We start from the raw sequence: 16,281 nt of genomic DNA, 5'->3' as shown, positions 1-16,281 counted from the left end.
CGGCCTTAATGACTGATCAACAAAAACAACACCAAGGAAGTGCGCATGCGTATCGTCATGTTCCAGCCACTGGCCCTCGGGGCCGCGATCCTGAGCTGCTCCTCCGCCTTTGCCGTGACGCTGGAAGGCGGCGCGGTGGCCGCCCCTGATCAATATGGCGCACAGGTGGCCGCCGATATCCTCAAGAAAGGCGGCAACGCGGTGGATGCTGCCGTCGCCACCGCCTTCACCCTGGCCGTGACCTACCCCGAGGCCGGTAATATCGGCGGCGGTGGTTTCATGACCTTGTTCGTCGACGGCAAGCCCTACTTCCTCGACTACCGCGAGGTGGCGCCCAAGGCCGCGACCAAGACCATGTACCTGGACGACAAGGGCGAGGTGATCGAGAACCTCAGCCTGGTCGGCGTACGCGCCGCCGGTGTGCCGGGCACGGTGATGGGGCTGTGGGAGGCGCACCAGAAGTTCGGCAAGCTCAAGTGGAGCGAGCTGCTGACGCCGGCCATCGGCTACGCGCAGAACGGCTTCAAGATCGCCCAGAAGCAGTACCAGTACCGCGACGACGCCCAGGGCCTGTTCAAGACCGCCACCAACTTCAACGACTACTTCGGCCACATGAAGGTCGGCGAGCTGTTCAAGCAGCCGGAGCTGGCGCAGACCCTGGAGCGCATCGCCGACCAGGGCGTGAGCGAGTTCTACCAGGGCAAGACCGCCGACCTGCTGGTGGCGCAGATGCAGGCCGACAAGGGCCTGATCACCAAGGACGACCTCAAGGACTACAAGGCCGTGTGGCGTGACCCGATCGCCATCAACTGGCGCGGCAATGTGGTCTACACCGCGCCGCCGCCAAGCTCCGGTGGTGTCGCCCTGGCCCAGCTGCTGGGCATCAAGGAAGACCGCGCGGCCGACTTCAAGGGCGTCGAGCACAACTCGGCCAAGTACATCCACCTGCTGGCCGAGATCGAGAAACGCGTGTTCGCCGACCGCGCCGACTATCTCGGTGATCCGGCCTTCACCAAGGTCCCGGTCGACCAGCTGGTGGCCAAGGACTACCTGGCCAAGCGCGCCGCCCAGGTCAACCCGAACGCGATCTCCGAGACCGACAAGGTCAAGCCGGGGCTGGAACCGCACCAGACCACGCACTTCTCCATCGTCGACAAGCAGGGCAACGCGGTGAGCAACACCTACACCCTCAACCTCGACTATGGCAGTGGCGTGGTGGTCAAGGGCGCGGGCTTCCTGCTCAACGACGAGATGGACGATTTCAGCGCCAAGCCGGGGGCGGCCAATGCCTTTGGCGTGGTCGGCGGCGACGCCAACGCCATCGCGCCGGGCAAGCGCATGCTCTCGTCGATGAGTCCTAGCCTGGTGACCCGCGATGGCAAGGTGGCCCTGGTACTGGGCACGCCGGGCGGTTCGCGGATCTTCACCTCGATCTTCCAGGTGATGAACAACCTGTATGACTACGGCATGCCGCTGGAGAAGGCGGTGGCGGCGCAGCGCGTGCATCACCAGTTGCTGCCCAAGGATACGATCTACTTCGACAGCTACGCGCCGCTCAAGGGGGCAGTGGCCGACGACCTGAAGAAGATGGGCTACGTGCTGGAGGACCAGGGCTGGGAGATGGGCGATATCCAGGCGATCCGGGTCACCGGGGAGAAGCTGGAGACCGCTTCCGATCCGCGTGGGCGTGGGGTGGGGATGATCGTCAAATAAGGCTGGGGTGAAATGATCGCGGGGCAAGCCCGCTCCCACGACCGGTGGGAGCGGGCTTGCCCCGCGATGCGTTACAGGGTCAGACGCGGAACTGGCTGACCAGTGTCTGCAGGTGACCACCCAGGCGCGCCAGCTCGACGCTGGAGGCGGCGGTCTCGTCGCTGGCCGCGGCGGTCTGCTCCGACACGTCGCGCACGTTGAGGATGCTGCGGCTGATCTCTTCGGCCACGGCGCTTTGCTGCTCGGCGGCGGCGGCGATCTGCTGGTTCATCGACTGGATGTTCGACACCGTGCGGGTGATGCTCTCCAGCGAACCACCGGCCTTGCGCGCCAGCTCGACGCTGCTGTCGGTCAGGCTGCGGCTGCCGTTCATCACTTCGGCGACCTGTTGGGTGCCGTGCTGCAGGCTGGCGATCAGGCCTTCGATCTCTTCGGTGGACTGCTGGGTGCGCTGGGCCAGGCCACGGACCTCGTCGGCCACCACGGCGAAGCCACGACCGGCCTCGCCGGCACGGGCCGCCTCGATGGCGGCGTTGAGCGCCAGCAGGTTGGTCTGCTCGGCCACCGACTTGATCACGTCCATGACGCTGCCAATCTTCTGGCTTTCCTGCTGCAAAAGGGTCATCGCCTCGGTGGAGCGGTGCACTTCGTGGGCCAGGCGTTCGATCTGGCTGATGGCCTCACCGACCACCTTGTCGCCGACCCGGGCTTCGTCATCGGCGTTGGTCGCCGCGTGCGAGGCCTGCTCGGCGTTGCGCGCGACTTCCTGGACGGTGGCGGCCATCTCGTGCATGGCGGTGGCCACCTGGTCGGTCTCGACCTTCTGGCTGTTGGCGCCGGCGCTGGTCTGCTCGGTCACCGCCGACAGTTCCTCGGCGGCGCTGGCGATCTGGGTAACGCCGTCGCGGATGCCGGTGATCAGGTCGCGCAGGGTGGTGCCCATGCGAGCGATGCCCTGCTGCAGGGCGCCCAGCTCGTCACGACGGGTGACACGCAGTTCCTGGGTGAGGTCGCCGCTGGCGATGCGGTTGACCACGTCCATGGTCTCGCGCAGCGGGCGGGTGATCTGACGGGTGATGAGGAATGCGGCGAGTACGCCGACCAGCAGCGCCAGGAGGGTGGCAGTAGTCTGCAGGGTGCGGGCCTGGACGCTTTCGGCGTCACGGCGCTCGATCTGGATCTTGTACAGTTCGTCGCTGCGTTTGACGATGTCGGCGCCCTGCACGGTCATTTCGGCACGGGCCACACCGATGGCTGCGGTAGCGTCGCGGAACTGGCGCACGGCGTCGCGGTAGGCCAGCACGGCGTTTTCGAATTGCTGGATGCGTGAGGCTTCGCCCGGCAGCTGGCGCTTGAGGCTGTCGATTTCATTCAGCGCGTTTTCCAGCTGGCGCAGGGCGGCCTGCTCGGCTTCGCTGGTCAGGTCGGCGATGTAGCTGCGTACGTCAAGGCGCACCTGCACCAGCTGTTGCTTGGCCTTGCTGATCAGCAGGTATTGGGCCAGGCGGCTGGCATCGCTCTCGGCGCTGGACAGCACGGCGGCGCTGATCGCCTCGATGGCGTCATTGGCGCGGGACGCGGTCTGGTTCATCGATTCGCGGGCGGCGAGGGTGGTCTTGTAGCCCTGGCGCATCTTCTCCAGCGAGACCCGGTACTCGCTGATGCTCTGGCCCTGCTCGCGCAGCAGTTTGAGGTTCTCGGGGCTCTTGAAGGTGTTGACCAGGTGCTGCTGCTGGCTGCCGAAGGCATCGAGCTTGGCTTGGACGTTGGCCGCCGAGGCATCGTCGCCGTTGGTCAGCATCCACTGCAGGCGGGCCACGCGCAGGTTGGTCAGGTCACTGTTGAGCTGGGTGATGTCGCTCATCCAGTTGCTGCGGTCGATAAGGCTGCCCAGGCTGTTCCAGCCGGTCAGGGCCAGCAGGCCGGTCAGGACCAGGACCAGGCCGAAGCCCAGGCCGAGTTTGAGGTTGACGCTGATATTAGCGAACCAACTGTTCATGCACGCTCTCCCAGAAAATGATTTCGCTCACTTGATCTCAAAAGCTGGGCGTTGTTGTTGTCAGTTAGCCCGCAGATTTGTGTAGGACTTATCGGCAAAGCGGCGAGAAGCTGAAACGCTTTTTCAGCAAATTTATAACTTGTTGAATACGTTTGTTTTTTGATGTGGTCAATTGCGGGTGCAGACCCAGTGCACACCGACGGGCGTGCACTGTTCTGATGGGGCTATCAAAGGCTACGCGCGCTGAAGGTATCGCACTGATTTACGTCGCCACTGGAAAAACCGGCCTTGAACCAGCGCACGCGCTGTTGCGAGGTGCCATGGGTGAAGGAGTCGGGCACCACCCGTCCTTGCCCCTGCTGCTGCAGGCGATCGTCACCGATGGCATTGGCGGCGTTCAGTGCCTCTTCCACATCCCCCGGCTCCAGCCAGTTCAGGCGTTTCTGTGCCTGGTAGGCCCAGACCCCGGCCAGGCAGTCGGCTTGCAGTTCCTGGCGCACCAGCAGGCCGTTGTCGCCTTCCATGCGCTGGCCGTTGCGGCGTGCGGCGTCGACCTTGGCCGAGACCCCGAGCAGGGTCTGCACGTGATGGCCGATTTCGTGGGCGATCACGTAGGCCTGGGCGAAATCCCCGGCTGCCTTGAAGCGGGTTTCCATTTCGCGGAAGAAGGTCATGTCCAGGTACACGCGCTGGTCGGCCGGGCAGTAGAACGGTCCGACCGCCGATGAGGCGAAACCGCAGGCGGAATTGACCTGGCCACTGAACAGCACCAGCTTGGGATCGCGGTACTGCTTGCCGGCCTGGGCGAACAGCGCCTTCCAGGTGTCCTCGGTGTCGCCGAGGATCGAGGCGACGAACTCGGCCTGCTCGTCGTTGGCCGGCGGCGCCTTGCTGCCAACGTTGGCCGGGGCGGTCTGCTGCTGCTCCATCTGTCCGGCCAGCTGGCCGAGGATCTGCAACGGGTCCTGCCCGGTGAGCCAGCCGATGCCGACGATCAACAGGATGGCGCCGAGCCCCAGGCCCTTGCCGCCGCCGAAGCGCATGCCGCCGCCCCCTTCGCCGCGGGCATCGACCACGTTGTCGCTGCGTCGGCCTTTTCGCCATTCCATGTAGAGCTCTCCGGTTCGTGAAACAAGAAGTCAAAGATTAGTCCAGCGCTGCCCTCGGCGTCGCCTTGGTCGCTTGTACATAACCAAATGGTTATGGCTAAGACTGCTGAATTCAATATTCATCCCGATTGGCCTGCTGGAAACTGCAACTCCGCCTGCCACGCCCAGGCGTTCGACAATTCCAAGAGAGGAAACCGGCATGCCCGCCCAGGACACCAGCCGCTTCGTGATCCGTGATCGCAACTGGCACCCCAAGGCCTTCACCCCCGACTACAAGACCTCGGTGGCGCGCTCGCCGCGCCAGGCGCTGGTCAGCATCCCACAGTCGATCAGCGAAAGTACCGGCCCGGACTTTTCCCATCTGCGTTTCGGCGAACACGACCATGACTTGCTGCTCAACTTCAACCACGGCGGCTTGCCGATCGGCGAGCGCATCATCGTCGCCGGCCGCGTTGTCGACCAGTACGGCAAGCCGGTGGCCAACACCTTGGTGGAGATGTGGCAGGCCAACGCCGGCGGTCGCTACCGGCACAAGAACGACCGCTACCTGGCGCCGCTGGACCCGAACTTCGGCGGTGTCGGCCGTTGCCTGACCGACCGCGACGGCTACTACAGCTTTCGTACCATCAAGCCCGGTCCATACCCATGGCGCAACGGCCCCAACGACTGGCGCCCGGCACATATCCACTTCTCCATCAGCGGACCGTCGATCGCCACCAAGCTGATCACCCAGTTGTACTTCGAGGGCGATCCGCTGATTCCGCTGTGCCCGATCGTCAAGTCGATCGCCAACCCCGACGCGGTCCAGCGGCTGATCGCCAGGCTCGACATGAGCCACGCCAACCCCATGGATTGCCTGGCCTACCGCTTCGACATTGTCCTGCGCGGCCAGCGCCAGACCCACTTCGAAAACCGCTGAGGAGGCCCGTGATGCCTATCGAACTGCTGCCGGAAACCCCTTCGCAGACCGCCGGCCCCTATGTGCACATCGGCCTGGCCCTGGAAGCCGCAGGCAACCCGACCCGCGACCAGGAAATCTGGAACCGCCTGGCCACCCCCGAGGCGCCGGGCGAACAAATCTTGTTGCTCGGCCAGGTATACGACGGCAACGGCCACCTGGTGCGCGACTCTTTCCTGGAGGTCTGGCAGGCTGATGCCGATGGCCGCTACCAGGATGAGTTCAACCACGAGAACGCCTTCAACAGCTTCGGCCGCACCGCGACCACCTTCGATGCCGGCGAATGGACCCTGCATACGGTCAAGCCGGGTGTGGTGAACAATGCCGCGGGCGTGCCGATGGCGCCGCACATCAACATCAGCCTGTTTGCCCGGGGGATCAACATCCACCTGCATACACGGTTGTACTTCGATGACGAGGGTGAGGCGAACGCCCGGTGCCCGGTGCTCAACCTGATCGAGCAGCCGCAGCGGCGCGAGACGCTGATCGCCAGGCGTTGCGAGGTAGAGGGGAAGACGGCGTATCGTTTCGATATCCGTATCCAGGGGGAAGGGGAGACGGTGTTCTTCGATTTCTGACTGAAGCTTCAGGGGCCGCTTTGCGGCCCATCCGACCGGTCCGACGCCTCGGCAAGGCCGCTCAGGAGTACGCGATTCCCTGTAGGAGCGGCCTTGCCGAGGCGTCGGACCGGTCGGATGGGCTGCAAACCAGCCCCGGCGATCTGAAGGTCAGCGCCTAACCAGCAGGACGCCGCTTTCCATGTGATGGGTATACGGGAACTGGTCGAACAGCGCGCAGCGCTCGATACGGTGGGTATCGTGCAGCTGGGCGATGTTCTGCGCCAGGGTTTCCGGGTTGCACGAGATGTACAGGATGCGCTCGAAGCGACGGGTCAGCTCGCAGGTGTCCGGGTCCATGCCGGCGCGCGGCGGGTCGACGAACACGGTGCCGAAGTCGTAGCTTTTCAGGTCGATGCCTTCCAGGCGGCGGAACGGGCGGACCTCGTTCAGCGCCTGGGTCAGCTCCTCGGCCGACAGGCGCACCAGGCGCACGTTATCCACGCCGTTCTCGTCGAGGTTATGCAGGGCGGCGTTGACCGAGGTCTTGCTGATCTCGGTGGCCAGTACCTGGCGCGCGCGGGTCGCCAGCGGCAGGGTGAAGTTGCCGTTGCCGCAGTACAGCTCCAGCAGGTCGTCCTGGCGCTCGCCCATGGCCTCGAAGGCCCAGACGAGCATCTTTTGGTTCACCGCGCCGTTGGGCTGGGTGAAGGCGCCTTCGGGCTGACGATAACTGAAGGTGCGTCCGGCGATGTCGAGTTTTTCCACGGCGTAGTCGCGGCCGATCACCACGCGCTTGCCCTTGGAGCGGCCGATCACGCTGACGTTCAGGTCACTGGCCAGTTGCTGCGCGGCAGCCTCCCAGGCTTCGTCCAGAGGGCGGTGATAGCACAGGGTGACCATCGCGTCACCGGCCAGGGTGGTGAGGAACTCGACCTGGAACAGGCGATTGTCGAGTGCCTCGTTGCCCTGCCAGGCGGCCTTCAGACGTGGCATCAGTTCATTGATGCGCTCGCTGGCGATGGGAAAATCGTTGATCAGGATTGCCTTGTGCTTCTCGCCCGGGGCGAACATCGCGTAGTGACGTTGACCGCCCTCGCGCCACAGGCGGAATTCGGCGCGCAGGCGATAGTGCTCGCGCGGTGAGTCGAACAGCGCCGGCTCCGGCGCGCCGAACGGGGCCAGCAGCTCGCGCAGGCGGGCGGCCTTGGCCGCCAGTTGCGCGTCGTATTGTGAAGGATCCAGGACAGCACTCATGCGGGGAACCAGCCCAGCTTGATGACGAACAGGATCGACAGGATTACCAACGCCGGGTTCAGGTCGCGGTGACGGCCGGAGATCAGCTTGATGGCGGTCCAGGCGATGAAGCCGAAGGCGATGCCGTTGGCGATCGAGTAGGTCAGTGGCATGGCCAGGGCGGTCACCACCACCGGCGCGGCTTCGGTGACGTCGTCCCAGTTGATCTCGGCCAGGCCCGAGGCCATCAGTACGGCGACGAACAGCAGGGCCGGCGCGGTGGCGAAGGCCGGCACGCTGCCGGCCAGCGGGGCGAAGAACAGCGCCAGCAGGAACAGCACGGCGACCACGATGGCGGTCAGGCCGGTGCGCCCGCCCGCGCTCACGCCCGCCGCCGACTCGATGTAGCTGGTGGTGGTCGAGGTACCCAGCAGGGACCCGGCCATGGCGGCGGTACTGTCGGCGATCAGGGCGCGGCCCATCTTCGGCATGTGGCCGTCCTTGCCCATCAGGCCGGCGCGCTTGGCCACACCGATCAGGGTGCCGGAGTTGTCGAACAGGTCGACGAACAGGAAGGCGAAGATCACGCTGATCAGGCCAACGTCGAGGGCGCCGGCGATGTCCAGCTGCAGGAAGGTCGGGGCCAGCGACGGCGGCATCGAGACCACGCCGCCGAACGGGGTGACCCCCATCACGATCGAGGCCACGGTCACGGCCAGGATGCCGATCAGCACCGCGCCGCGTACCTTCAGCGACTCGAGGGCGACAATCAGGAAGAAGCCCAGGGTGGCGAGGATCGGCGCCGGTTTGCTGAGATCGCCCAGGCCCACCAGGGTTGCTGGGTTATCGACGACGATACCTGCGTTATGCAGGGCGATCAGCGCCAGGAACAGGCCGATGCCTGCGGCGATGGCCGAGCGCAGCGGCAGCGGGATGCTGTTCACGATCCACTCGCGGATGCGGAAGATCGACAGCAGGAAGAACAGCACTGCCGAGAGGAATACAGCCCCCAACGCCACCTGCCAGGTGTGGCCCATGTGCAGGACCACGGTGTAGGTGAAGAAAGCGTTCAGGCCCATGCCCGGCGCCAGGGCGATCGGGTAGTTGGCGATGATGCCCATGGTCACCGAGCCGATGGCCGCGGCAAGGCACGTGGCGACGAACACCGCGCCCTTGTCCATGCCGGTCTCGCCGAGGATGCTCGGGTTGACGAACAGGATGTAGGCCATGGCCAGGAAGGTGGTGACGCCCGCGAGAATCTCGGTGCGCACATTGGTGTCGTGTGCTTTTAGTTGAAACAGCCTTTCCAGCATGCCTGCTCCCCGGGCGCCCTCGCGCCGTGAATGTATCGACCCCAACAGCAAAGCACAGACCGTACCGGATACCGTGGTTTTGTGTGGGGCGGAAAAAAGCCGCGCATCATACCAGCAAGGATGGCGGGGGCCTATGGCCATTGGGGAGAGGGCTTTCTGTAGCTTGTGTCGGCCCTTTCGCGGGCAAGCCCGCGAATAGACCGGCACAGGCAACCGATCAGCCGTTATGCATCCGGTCGCGGTGAGTCAACGTCGGGAACAGCTTCATCCACACCCCGGTCACCACCAGCGTGCCCACGCCACCGAGCACCACCGCCGGCACTGTGCCGAACCAGTGCGCGGTAACGCCCGACTCGAACTCGCCGAGCTGGTTCGAGGCACCGATGAACAATCCGTTCACCGCGCTCACCCGGCCACGCATCTCGTCCGGCGTCTCCAACTGCACGAATGCGCTGCGGATGACCATGCTGATCATGTCTGCCGCGCCCAGCACCACTAGCACCGCCAATGATAACCAGAACGAGGTCGAGAGGCCGAAGGCGATGGTCGCCACGCCAAATATGCCCACTGCGGTGAACATGGTCAGACCCACCTTGCGTTCCACCGGGAAGCGCGCCAGCCACAGCGACATCAGCAATGCCCCGACGGCGGGCGCTGAGCGCAACAGGCCCAGGCCCCAGGCGCCGGTGAGCAGGATGTCCTTGGCGAACACCGGCAGCAGCGCGGTGGCGCCGCCGAGCAGAACGGCGAACAGGTCCAGCGAGATCGCGCCGAGGATATCCGGACGACTGCGGATGAAGCGGATCCCGGCCAGCAGCGAGTCGAGGTTGGCCCTGCCTGGCTGCGGCTGCTGCCGACGGGCATCGAGGCTCAGCGTCAAAAGGCAGGCAATGAGATAGAGGGCTACGGTCGGACCGTACACCCAGGTACTGCCGAGGGCGTAGAGCAGGCCGCCCACCGCCGGGGCGACGATGGTCGCCGCCTGGGTCGCCGAGGCCGAGGCCGCCACCGCGCGGGGGAACAGTCCGGGCGGCACCACGTTGGGCAATAGCGCCTGGGTCGCCGGCATCTCGAACGAGCGGGCGGCACCCAGCAGGAAGGCCAGGACGAAGATCAGTTCACGGCTGACGTTGTCGGTAAAGCTGCCCACGGCCAGCGCCAGGGCGATCAGCGCCTGCAGGGTCTGGCACAGGGCGGCGACCTTGCGTCGGTCATAGCGATCGGCGACATGCCCGGTGTGCAGCATGAACAGTACCCGCGGGGCGAACTCGACCAGCCCGACCAGGCCCAGGTCGAGCACATTGCCGGTGAGCTGGTAGAGGTGCCAGCCGATGGCCACGGTGAGCATCTGGAAGCCGCTGGCGGTGAATACGCGGGCCAGCCAGAAGGCGAGGAAGGGGCGGTGATGGCGCAGCAGTTGCGGGGCGGAATCGGACATCGCTAGGCCTGCGACCTCGGAAATAGAGGGGGCTGCAGCGTAACATCTGTTTGTAACAAATGGTTGCTGAAAGCGGCGTGGATCAACGTTTCACCTACGAAGAAAGAGGGTGAGGCAACCGGTCACGCGGCAATCAACCACACATCCGGATGGGTCATTCGGGACTATGCTTCCATTCAGTCGTTGATCTGGATCAATCGTTCCAGATGCAACGATCTTGGCCCTTGGGCCGGAATCCCCGCGATCGAACAGAACAATTCCAACGCGCCGCACTCGATACCCGTGGGGGCAGTGGGCGACAGGCCATGAGCCCGGTCGCCGGATTACCTGAAGAGGAAGCACCATGTTCGGATTGGAAGCCTTAGAGCTCGCCCGAATCCAGTTTGCCTTTACCGTGTCCTTTCACATCCTGTTCCCGGCCATCACCATTGGCCTGGCGAGCTACCTGGCGGTCCTCGAAGGCCTTTGGCTTAAGACCGGCGACAACACCTACCGTGACCTCTACCACTTCTGGTCGAAGATCTTCGCCGTCAACTTCGGCATGGGCGTGGTCTCGGGATTGGTCATGGCCTATCAGTTCGGCACCAACTGGAGCCAGTTCTCCGACTTTGCCGGCTCCATCACCGGTCCCTTGCTCACCTACGAGGTCTTGACCGCCTTCTTCCTCGAGGCCGGTTTCCTGGGCGTCATGCTGTTCGGCTGGAACCGTGTCGGGCGTGGCCTGCACTTCTTCGCCACGTGCATGGTGGCGCTCGGCACGCTGGTGTCGACGTTCTGGATCCTCGCTTCCAACAGCTGGATGCAGACGCCCCAGGGCTACGAGATCGTCAACGGCCAGGTGATCCCGGTGGACTGGTTCGCGGTGATCTTCAATCCGTCGTTCCCCTACCGGCTGATGCACATGGCCACCGCGGCCTTCGTCGCCACCGCGTTCTTCGTCGGCGCCTCGGCGGCCTGGCACCTGCTGCGCGGGCGCGACAACCCGGCGGTGCGCAAGATGCTGTCGATGGCCATGTGGATGGCGCTGATCGTCGCGCCGGTGCAGGCGGTGATCGGTGACTTCCATGGCTTGAACACCCTCAAGCACCAGCCGGTGAAGATCGCCGCCATCGAAGGCCACTGGGAGAACAAGCCCGGCGAGCCGACCCCGCTGATCCTGTTCGGCATTCCCGACATGCAGGCCGAGACCACCCGCTTCAAGATCGAGATCCCGGCGCTTGGCAGCTTGATCCTCACCCACAGCCTGGACAAGCAGGTCCCGGCGATGAAGGATTTCCCGCCCGAGGACCGGCCCAACTCGACCATCGTGTTCTGGTCGTTCCGGGTCATGGTCGGTCTGGGCATGCTGATGATCTTCGTTGGCCTGTGGAGCCTCTGGCTGCGCAAGCGCGGCACGCTGTACAGCTCGCGTCCGTTCCTCTACCTGACCTTGTGGATGGGCCCGTCTGGCTTGATCGCCATCCTCGCCGGCTGGTTCACCACCGAGGTCGGTCGTCAGCCCTGGGTTGTCTACGGCCTGATGCGTACCGCCGACGGCGTGTCCAACCACAGTTATGCGCAACTCGGCTTCACCCTGGTGATGTTCGTTGTGGTCTATTTCGCCCTGTTCGGCACCGGGCTCGGCTACATGATGCGTCTGGTGCGCAAAGGTCCGCACACAGGCGAGGGCGACACGCAGCCCCCCGGAGGCCCTGGCCAGAAACGCACGCCAGCGCGGCCGCTGTCCGCCGCCGATGACGGCCATGAGGCCGACTCCGCCAGCCTGAGCAAGGGGAACTGAGATGGGTATCGATCTTCCGCTGATCTGGGCCGTGATCATCATCTTCGGCGTCATGATGTACGTGGTGATGGATGGTTTCGACCTGGGCATCGGCATGCTCTTCCCCTTCGTCAAGGACGAGCATGACCGCGATGTGATGATGAACACCGTCGCCCCGGTATGGGACGGCAACGAGACTTGGCTGGTGCTGGGCGGCGCGGCACTGTTCGGCGCTTTCCCGCTGGCCTACTCAGTAGTGCTCGAAGCACTGTACCTGCCGTTGATCCTGATGCTGGTGGGGCTGATCTTCCGGGGCGTGGCCTTTGAGTTCCGCTTCAAGGCCCGGGCCAACAAACGCCACATCTGGGACAAGGCGTTCATCTGGGGTTCGCTGGTGGCGACCTTCTTCCAGGGCGTGGCCCTGGGCGCGTTCATCGAGGGCTTCAAGGTGGTCGACCGCAAGTTCGTCGGCGGCACCCTGGACTGGCTGACGCCGTTCACGCTGTTCAGTGGACTGGGCCTGATCGTCGCCTACTCTCTGCTGGGCTGCACCTGGCTGATCATGAAGACCGAAGGGCCATTGCAGAAGCAGATGCATGACATCGCTCGGCCACTGGCGCTGGTGCTGCTGGCGGTCATCGGTGTGGTCAGCCTGTGGACGCCGATCGCTTACCCGCAGATCGCCGAGCGCTGGTTCAGCATGCCCAACCTGGTCTGGTTCATGCCCGTGCCGATCCTGGTGCTGGTGACGTTCTACGGCCTGCTGCGGGCGGTGGCACGCGATGCCCACTACACGCCGTTCCTGTTGACCCTGGTGCTGATCTTCCTGGGCTACAGCGGACTGGGCATCAGCCTGTGGCCGAACATCATCCCGCCGTCCATCAGCATTTGGGACGCTGCGGCGCCACCGCAGAGCCAGGGCTTCATGCTGGTGGGCACGCTGTTCATCCTGCCGTTCATTCTTGGTTACACCTACTGGAGCTACTACGTGTTCCGCGGCAAGGTGACCCATGAAGATGGCTATCACTAGGAGCGCATCGTGATGAACGTCGAAGAAAAAAAGCCGCTCTGGCAACGCCTGGGTTGGCTGGTGCTGATCTGGGGGCTGAGCGTGGCGGCGCTTGGGGTGGTGGCTTATGGCATGCGCATGTTCATGAGTGCTGCCGGCCTTAGTACCCACTAGGTTGCGAGGGCTGCGTTGCAGCCCGGTCGCGGGGCAAGCCCGCTCCTACAGGACCAGTAGGAGCGGGCTTTTCTCGTTTTCTACTGGATGTTTATTTCCGGGCCTTGAGCACCACGAACTTCGGTGTCGCCGCCACCTGCTCGACCCCTCGGAACAACCGCGCCAGCTTGCTGTGATAGCCCAGGTGGCGGTTGCCGACGATGTACAGCGCCCCACCGACTTCCAGCGCCTCCCGGGCCTGCTGGAACATGCGCCAGGCAAGAAAGTCGCCCACCACCTGCTGCTGGTGGAACGGCGGGTTGCACAGCACCACGTCCAGCGATTGTTTCTCCTGGCCGGCCAGGCCATCCGCGGCCCTGATCGTGACCTCGCGCTCGCCCAGCGCCGCCTGCCAGTTCTCCCGCGCCGACTGCACCGCCATGAACGACTCGTCGACCAGGGTGAATTGCGCATCCGGGTTGGCCAGGGCGCAGGCGATCGCCAGCACGCCATTGCCGCAGCCCAGGTCGGCGATCCGGGCACGGCCCAGGTCGCGTGGCAGGTGCGGCAGGAAGGCGCGGGTGCCGATGTCCAGGCCTTCGCGGCAGAACACATTGGCGTGGTTGACCAACTCAAGGGCCGGGCTGTCCAGGCGGTAGCGGCTGGGGTAGGGCGAGCGTGCGGTCGGACGTTCGCCGACGCTGGCAATCAGCAGACGCGCCTTCTTCTGCGCTAGCGAGGCCTGGACCGGGCCGATGTACTTTTCCATCAGGTCGCCGGCGGCGCGGGGCAGGTGCTTGATCATGGCCCCGGCGATCACCTGGGCGCCGGGCGCCAGTTGGCCCTGCAGGCGGATCAGCTGTTCCTCGAGCAGTGCCAGGGTCTTGGGCACGCGCACCAGCACGCGGTCGAACGGGCCAGGGAAGGTCTCGCTGGCGGGGATGAAAGGCACGCTGTCGAACGGCCTGCCGTTACCCGCCAGATTTTTCTCCAGGGCCAGGTGCGCCAGGTGCGAGTCGCCGCTGCTGGTCACCTGCACATGCCCCGCGAGGCTCGCGGCAAGGGCGCCGAAGCTGTCGTTGAGCACCAGCACCCTGCAGCTCGCCTGTGGCACTTGGGCGGCCAGGTGTTCCAGCAGGTACTGGTCGGCGGCGTCGAAGGCCAGCAGCGGGTCATTGGCCTGGGCCGGCTGGCGGATCAGGTCGAGGTCGGCGAAGGGGCTGTTGAACAGGGGCATGACGTGGGGCTCTGCTGCGAATCCTGCCCGGCGCGCTGCGCGGCGGGCTTGCGGCGGGTGATTCTACAGGGCTTTGCGCCTGGGTGGGGGACGGGCTGTCAGAGCAGGCCGCGCAGGGCGGCGATGGCGATGGCGCCGGCCTTGTTGGAGGCGTTGGTCTTGGTGATCACGCTGCGGATATGGAAATTCACGGTACTGGTCGACAGCGAGAGGATCATCGCCACGTCGGCGGCGGTCTTGCCCGCTGCGGACCACTTGAGCACTTCGAGTTCGCGTTCGCTCAGTTGCGGCACCGGGCTGAACTTCTGCAGATGATGTGTGCTGAGCACGGCGTGCAAGGTGTTGCACAGCCACATTACCTGGGCACTCTTCGCGAAGAGTTCCTCGCGGGTGACTACCCCCAGGGGCCTGGAGACACTCAACTGACTCTCGTTGTGCTGCTGGTCATGTACCGACTGACTCCAGCCATGGGTCATGCCAAGCGCGGTGGCGGCTTCGCGCAGTTGTGGCACCTCACAGTAGAGATCGTCGTTCCAGACCAGTGGCAGTGTTGTATGGTGGCATTTTGATACTGTTGGGTCTATCTTGATTAAGTCTTCAGCTTGGTAACGCTCATTCCAGGCACCGGGATAGTTGTTGTAGAGGATCACCTGTGGGCCACGGGCTGCCACATGCAGGTGCAGTGCCAAACCAACGAACTCCATGTTGAGCGCTTGGGCCAGTTTCACCGCTTGACCGAACAGCTCCTTCGGTTCTTGTTCATCCAGCAGTTGCTGGAGCTGCTCGCTTTTCCAATGTGGCATCGATGAAGCTCCCGTCGCTTGGCGCTGGATCCAATATCGGCATTTCACGGAACGAAGTGTAGGAAATCTCCTAAGTCTGCGCTGGTTTTTTTTGCTATAGCTGTTACGCTTTTTTAGCTGATTGCGATCACTCATAAGCGATACCTTACAAACCGACGGTGTTTATCTGGGGCACTTTGCGCGAAACTGTGCGCATCTGATCCATGGAGCCCGTCATGACCGCCAGCGCCGACAAATTCACCCGCCAGACTCTGCTCGACGTCCAGCCCCTGACGCCCAACCTGTTTTCCCTGCGTGTCACTCGCGATGCCGGATTCCGTTTCCGCGCCGGCCAGTTCGCCCGCCTCGGGGTGAGCAAGGCCGATGGCAGCGTGGCCTGGCGTGCCTATTCCATGGTCAGTGCGCCCCATGACGAGTTCCTCGACTTCTTCTCCATCGTGGTGCCGGGCGGTGAATTCACCAGCGAACTGAGCCGCCTGGGTGAAGGCGATACCTTGCTGATCGACCGTCAGGCCTTCGGCTACCTGACCCTCGACCGTTTCGTGGGGGGGCGCGACCTGTGGTTGCTGGCCACCGGCACCGGCATTGCGCCGTTCATGTCGATCCTGCAGGACTTCGAGGCCTGGGAGCGCTTCGACAACATCAAGCTGGTGTACTCGGTGCGCGAGGCGAAGGAGCTGGCGTATGTGGACGAGATCGCCGCGCTGGAGCAGCGCGACTACCTGGCGGAGTTTGCGGGCAAGCTGCAGTTCATCCCGGTGGTGACCCGAGAGCAACACCCGGGCGCGTTGAATGCGCGGATCACCACGCTGATCGAGAACGGTGAGCTGGAAAAGGCGGCGGGGCTGGCGCTGTCGCCGGAGCATTCGCGGGTCATGCTGTGCGGCAACCCGGAAATGATCGACGAGACACGCAAGGTGCTCAAGGCGCGCGACCTGCAGCTGAGCCTGAGCAAGCGACCGGGGCAGGTGGCGGTGGAGAACTACTGGTAAGGATC

14 protein-coding genes and 1 pseudogene are annotated in these 16,281 nt (G+C 64.4%); 7 read left to right on the top strand and 8 right to left on the bottom strand.

Annotated features, from left to right (window positions below):
• Nucleotides 1-45 precede the first annotated feature (45 nt).
• Entirely contained in the window at nt 46-1,713 is a 1,668-nt protein-coding gene (gene ggt / locus AC25MA_RS22550) for a gamma-glutamyltransferase (RefSeq protein ID WP_062362129.1), read from the top strand.
• Between the two features lie 79 nt (nt 1,714-1,792).
• Here ggt and AC25MA_RS22545 read toward each other — a convergent pair whose 3' ends face one another.
• From AC25MA_RS22545 to ypfJ, 3 genes and pseudogenes are all read right to left on the bottom strand, one after another.
• On the bottom strand, nt 1,793-2,497 hold the full coding sequence (locus AC25MA_RS22545; RefSeq protein ID WP_371263159.1) for a methyl-accepting chemotaxis protein: 705 nt from the start codon (nt 2,495-2,497) through the stop codon (nt 1,793-1,795).
• A gap of 198 nt (nt 2,498-2,695) precedes the next feature.
• Nucleotides 2,696-3,577: pseudogene (locus AC25MA_RS22540) on the bottom strand (methyl-accepting chemotaxis protein); the annotation flags it as partial.
• Nucleotides 3,578-3,939: 362 nt separating this feature from the next.
• Entirely contained in the window at nt 3,940-4,821 is an 882-nt protein-coding gene (gene ypfJ, locus AC25MA_RS22535) for a KPN_02809 family neutral zinc metallopeptidase (RefSeq protein WP_028691326.1), read from the bottom strand.
• Nucleotides 4,822-5,020: 199 nt separating this feature from the next.
• Here ypfJ and pcaH point away from each other — a divergent pair, with 199 nt between their 5' ends.
• Both pcaH and pcaG read left to right on the top strand, forming a co-directional pair.
• Nucleotides 5,021-5,740: a protocatechuate 3,4-dioxygenase subunit beta gene (gene pcaH, locus AC25MA_RS22530; protein ID WP_028691327.1), complete on the top strand. Its 720-nt coding sequence runs from the start codon at nt 5,021-5,023 to the stop codon at nt 5,738-5,740.
• Nucleotides 5,741-5,751: 11 nt separating this feature from the next.
• Entirely contained in the window at nt 5,752-6,357 is a 606-nt protein-coding gene (gene pcaG / locus AC25MA_RS22525) for a protocatechuate 3,4-dioxygenase subunit alpha (protein ID WP_028691328.1), read from the top strand.
• A 150-nt stretch (nt 6,358-6,507) separates the two neighbouring features.
• On the opposite strand, the gene trmA is transcribed toward pcaG, so the two are convergent.
• From trmA to AC25MA_RS22510, 3 genes are all read right to left on the bottom strand, one after another.
• Nucleotides 6,508-7,593 carry a tRNA (uridine(54)-C5)-methyltransferase TrmA gene (gene trmA, locus AC25MA_RS22520; protein ID WP_069017057.1) on the bottom strand — a complete coding sequence of 362 codons (1,086 nt, stop codon included), beginning with the start codon at nt 7,591-7,593 and terminating at the stop codon, nt 6,508-6,510.
• A complete protein-coding gene (locus AC25MA_RS22515) occupies nt 7,590-8,885 on the bottom strand; it encodes an NCS2 family permease (protein ID WP_028691330.1) in 1,296 nt (431 codons plus the stop codon). Before AC25MA_RS22515 ends, trmA begins: the two co-directional genes overlap by 4 nt.
• A gap of 217 nt (nt 8,886-9,102) precedes the next feature.
• On the bottom strand, nt 9,103-10,323 hold the full coding sequence (locus tag AC25MA_RS22510) for an MFS transporter (RefSeq protein ID WP_069017056.1): 1,221 nt from the start codon (nt 10,321-10,323) through the stop codon (nt 9,103-9,105).
• Nucleotides 10,324-10,666: 343 nt separating this feature from the next.
• Here AC25MA_RS22510 and AC25MA_RS22505 point away from each other — a divergent pair, with 343 nt between their 5' ends.
• Genes AC25MA_RS22505 through AC25MA_RS22495 form a run of 3 tightly spaced genes read left to right on the top strand, consistent with a single transcriptional unit; the run spans nt 10,667 to nt 13,265 of the window.
• Entirely contained in the window at nt 10,667-12,103 is a 1,437-nt protein-coding gene (locus tag AC25MA_RS22505) for a cytochrome ubiquinol oxidase subunit I (protein ID WP_028691332.1), read from the top strand.
• A 1-nt stretch (nt 12,104) separates the two neighbouring features.
• A complete protein-coding gene (cydB, locus tag AC25MA_RS22500; protein WP_028691333.1) occupies nt 12,105-13,112 on the top strand; it encodes a cytochrome d ubiquinol oxidase subunit II in 1,008 nt (335 codons plus the stop codon).
• 12 nt (nt 13,113-13,124) lie between these two features.
• Nucleotides 13,125-13,265 carry a DUF2474 domain-containing protein gene (locus AC25MA_RS22495; protein WP_036986195.1) on the top strand — a complete coding sequence of 47 codons (141 nt, stop codon included), beginning with the start codon at nt 13,125-13,127 and terminating at the stop codon, nt 13,263-13,265.
• A 91-nt stretch (nt 13,266-13,356) separates the two neighbouring features.
• Here AC25MA_RS22495 and AC25MA_RS22490 read toward each other — a convergent pair whose 3' ends face one another.
• Together AC25MA_RS22490 and AC25MA_RS22485 are read right to left on the bottom strand one after the other, a co-directional pair.
• Complete coding sequence (locus AC25MA_RS22490) at nt 13,357-14,481, bottom strand: methyltransferase (RefSeq protein ID WP_069017055.1); 1,125 nt, start codon at nt 14,479-14,481, stop codon at nt 13,357-13,359.
• 98 nt (nt 14,482-14,579) lie between these two features.
• Nucleotides 14,580-15,284, bottom strand: a complete 705-nt coding sequence (locus tag AC25MA_RS22485) for an autoinducer binding domain-containing protein (protein ID WP_028691335.1) — start codon at nt 15,282-15,284, stop codon at nt 14,580-14,582.
• 215 nt (nt 15,285-15,499) lie between these two features.
• Here AC25MA_RS22485 and AC25MA_RS22480 point away from each other — a divergent pair, with 215 nt between their 5' ends.
• Complete coding sequence (locus AC25MA_RS22480) at nt 15,500-16,276, top strand: ferredoxin--NADP reductase (protein WP_069017054.1); 777 nt, start codon at nt 15,500-15,502, stop codon at nt 16,274-16,276.
• Nucleotides 16,277-16,281: the final 5 nt, after the last annotated feature.

The sequence above is a fragment of the Pseudomonas sp. P65(2024) genome, from assembly GCF_057480955.1.
This window is presented reverse-complemented; position numbering and strand designations above follow the sequence as displayed.

What these genes read in the sequence shown, in the direction of transcription:
- ggt (WP_062362129.1), top strand. Translation starts at nt 46, where the DNA reads ATGCGTATCGTCATGTTCCAGCCACTGGCCCTCGGGGCCGCGATCCTG.
- AC25MA_RS22545 (WP_371263159.1), bottom strand. Translation starts at nt 2,497, where the DNA reads ATGGCCGCCACCGTCCAGGAAGTCGCGCGCAACGCCGAGCAGGCCTCG.
- ypfJ (WP_028691326.1), bottom strand. Translation starts at nt 4,821, where the DNA reads ATGGAATGGCGAAAAGGCCGACGCAGCGACAACGTGGTCGATGCCCGC.
- pcaH (WP_028691327.1), top strand. Translation starts at nt 5,021, where the DNA reads ATGCCCGCCCAGGACACCAGCCGCTTCGTGATCCGTGATCGCAACTGG.
- pcaG (WP_028691328.1), top strand. Translation starts at nt 5,752, where the DNA reads ATGCCTATCGAACTGCTGCCGGAAACCCCTTCGCAGACCGCCGGCCCC.
- trmA (WP_069017057.1), bottom strand. Translation starts at nt 7,593, where the DNA reads ATGAGTGCTGTCCTGGATCCTTCACAATACGACGCGCAACTGGCGGCC.
- AC25MA_RS22515 (WP_028691330.1), bottom strand. Translation starts at nt 8,885, where the DNA reads ATGCTGGAAAGGCTGTTTCAACTAAAAGCACACGACACCAATGTGCGC.
- AC25MA_RS22510 (WP_069017056.1), bottom strand. Translation starts at nt 10,323, where the DNA reads ATGTCCGATTCCGCCCCGCAACTGCTGCGCCATCACCGCCCCTTCCTC.
- AC25MA_RS22505 (WP_028691332.1), top strand. Translation starts at nt 10,667, where the DNA reads ATGTTCGGATTGGAAGCCTTAGAGCTCGCCCGAATCCAGTTTGCCTTT.
- cydB (WP_028691333.1), top strand. Translation starts at nt 12,105, where the DNA reads ATGGGTATCGATCTTCCGCTGATCTGGGCCGTGATCATCATCTTCGGC.
- AC25MA_RS22495 (WP_036986195.1), top strand. Translation starts at nt 13,125, where the DNA reads ATGAACGTCGAAGAAAAAAAGCCGCTCTGGCAACGCCTGGGTTGGCTG.
- AC25MA_RS22490 (WP_069017055.1), bottom strand. Translation starts at nt 14,481, where the DNA reads ATGCCCCTGTTCAACAGCCCCTTCGCCGACCTCGACCTGATCCGCCAG.
- AC25MA_RS22485 (WP_028691335.1), bottom strand. Translation starts at nt 15,284, where the DNA reads ATGCCACATTGGAAAAGCGAGCAGCTCCAGCAACTGCTGGATGAACAA.
- AC25MA_RS22480 (WP_069017054.1), top strand. Translation starts at nt 15,500, where the DNA reads ATGACCGCCAGCGCCGACAAATTCACCCGCCAGACTCTGCTCGACGTC.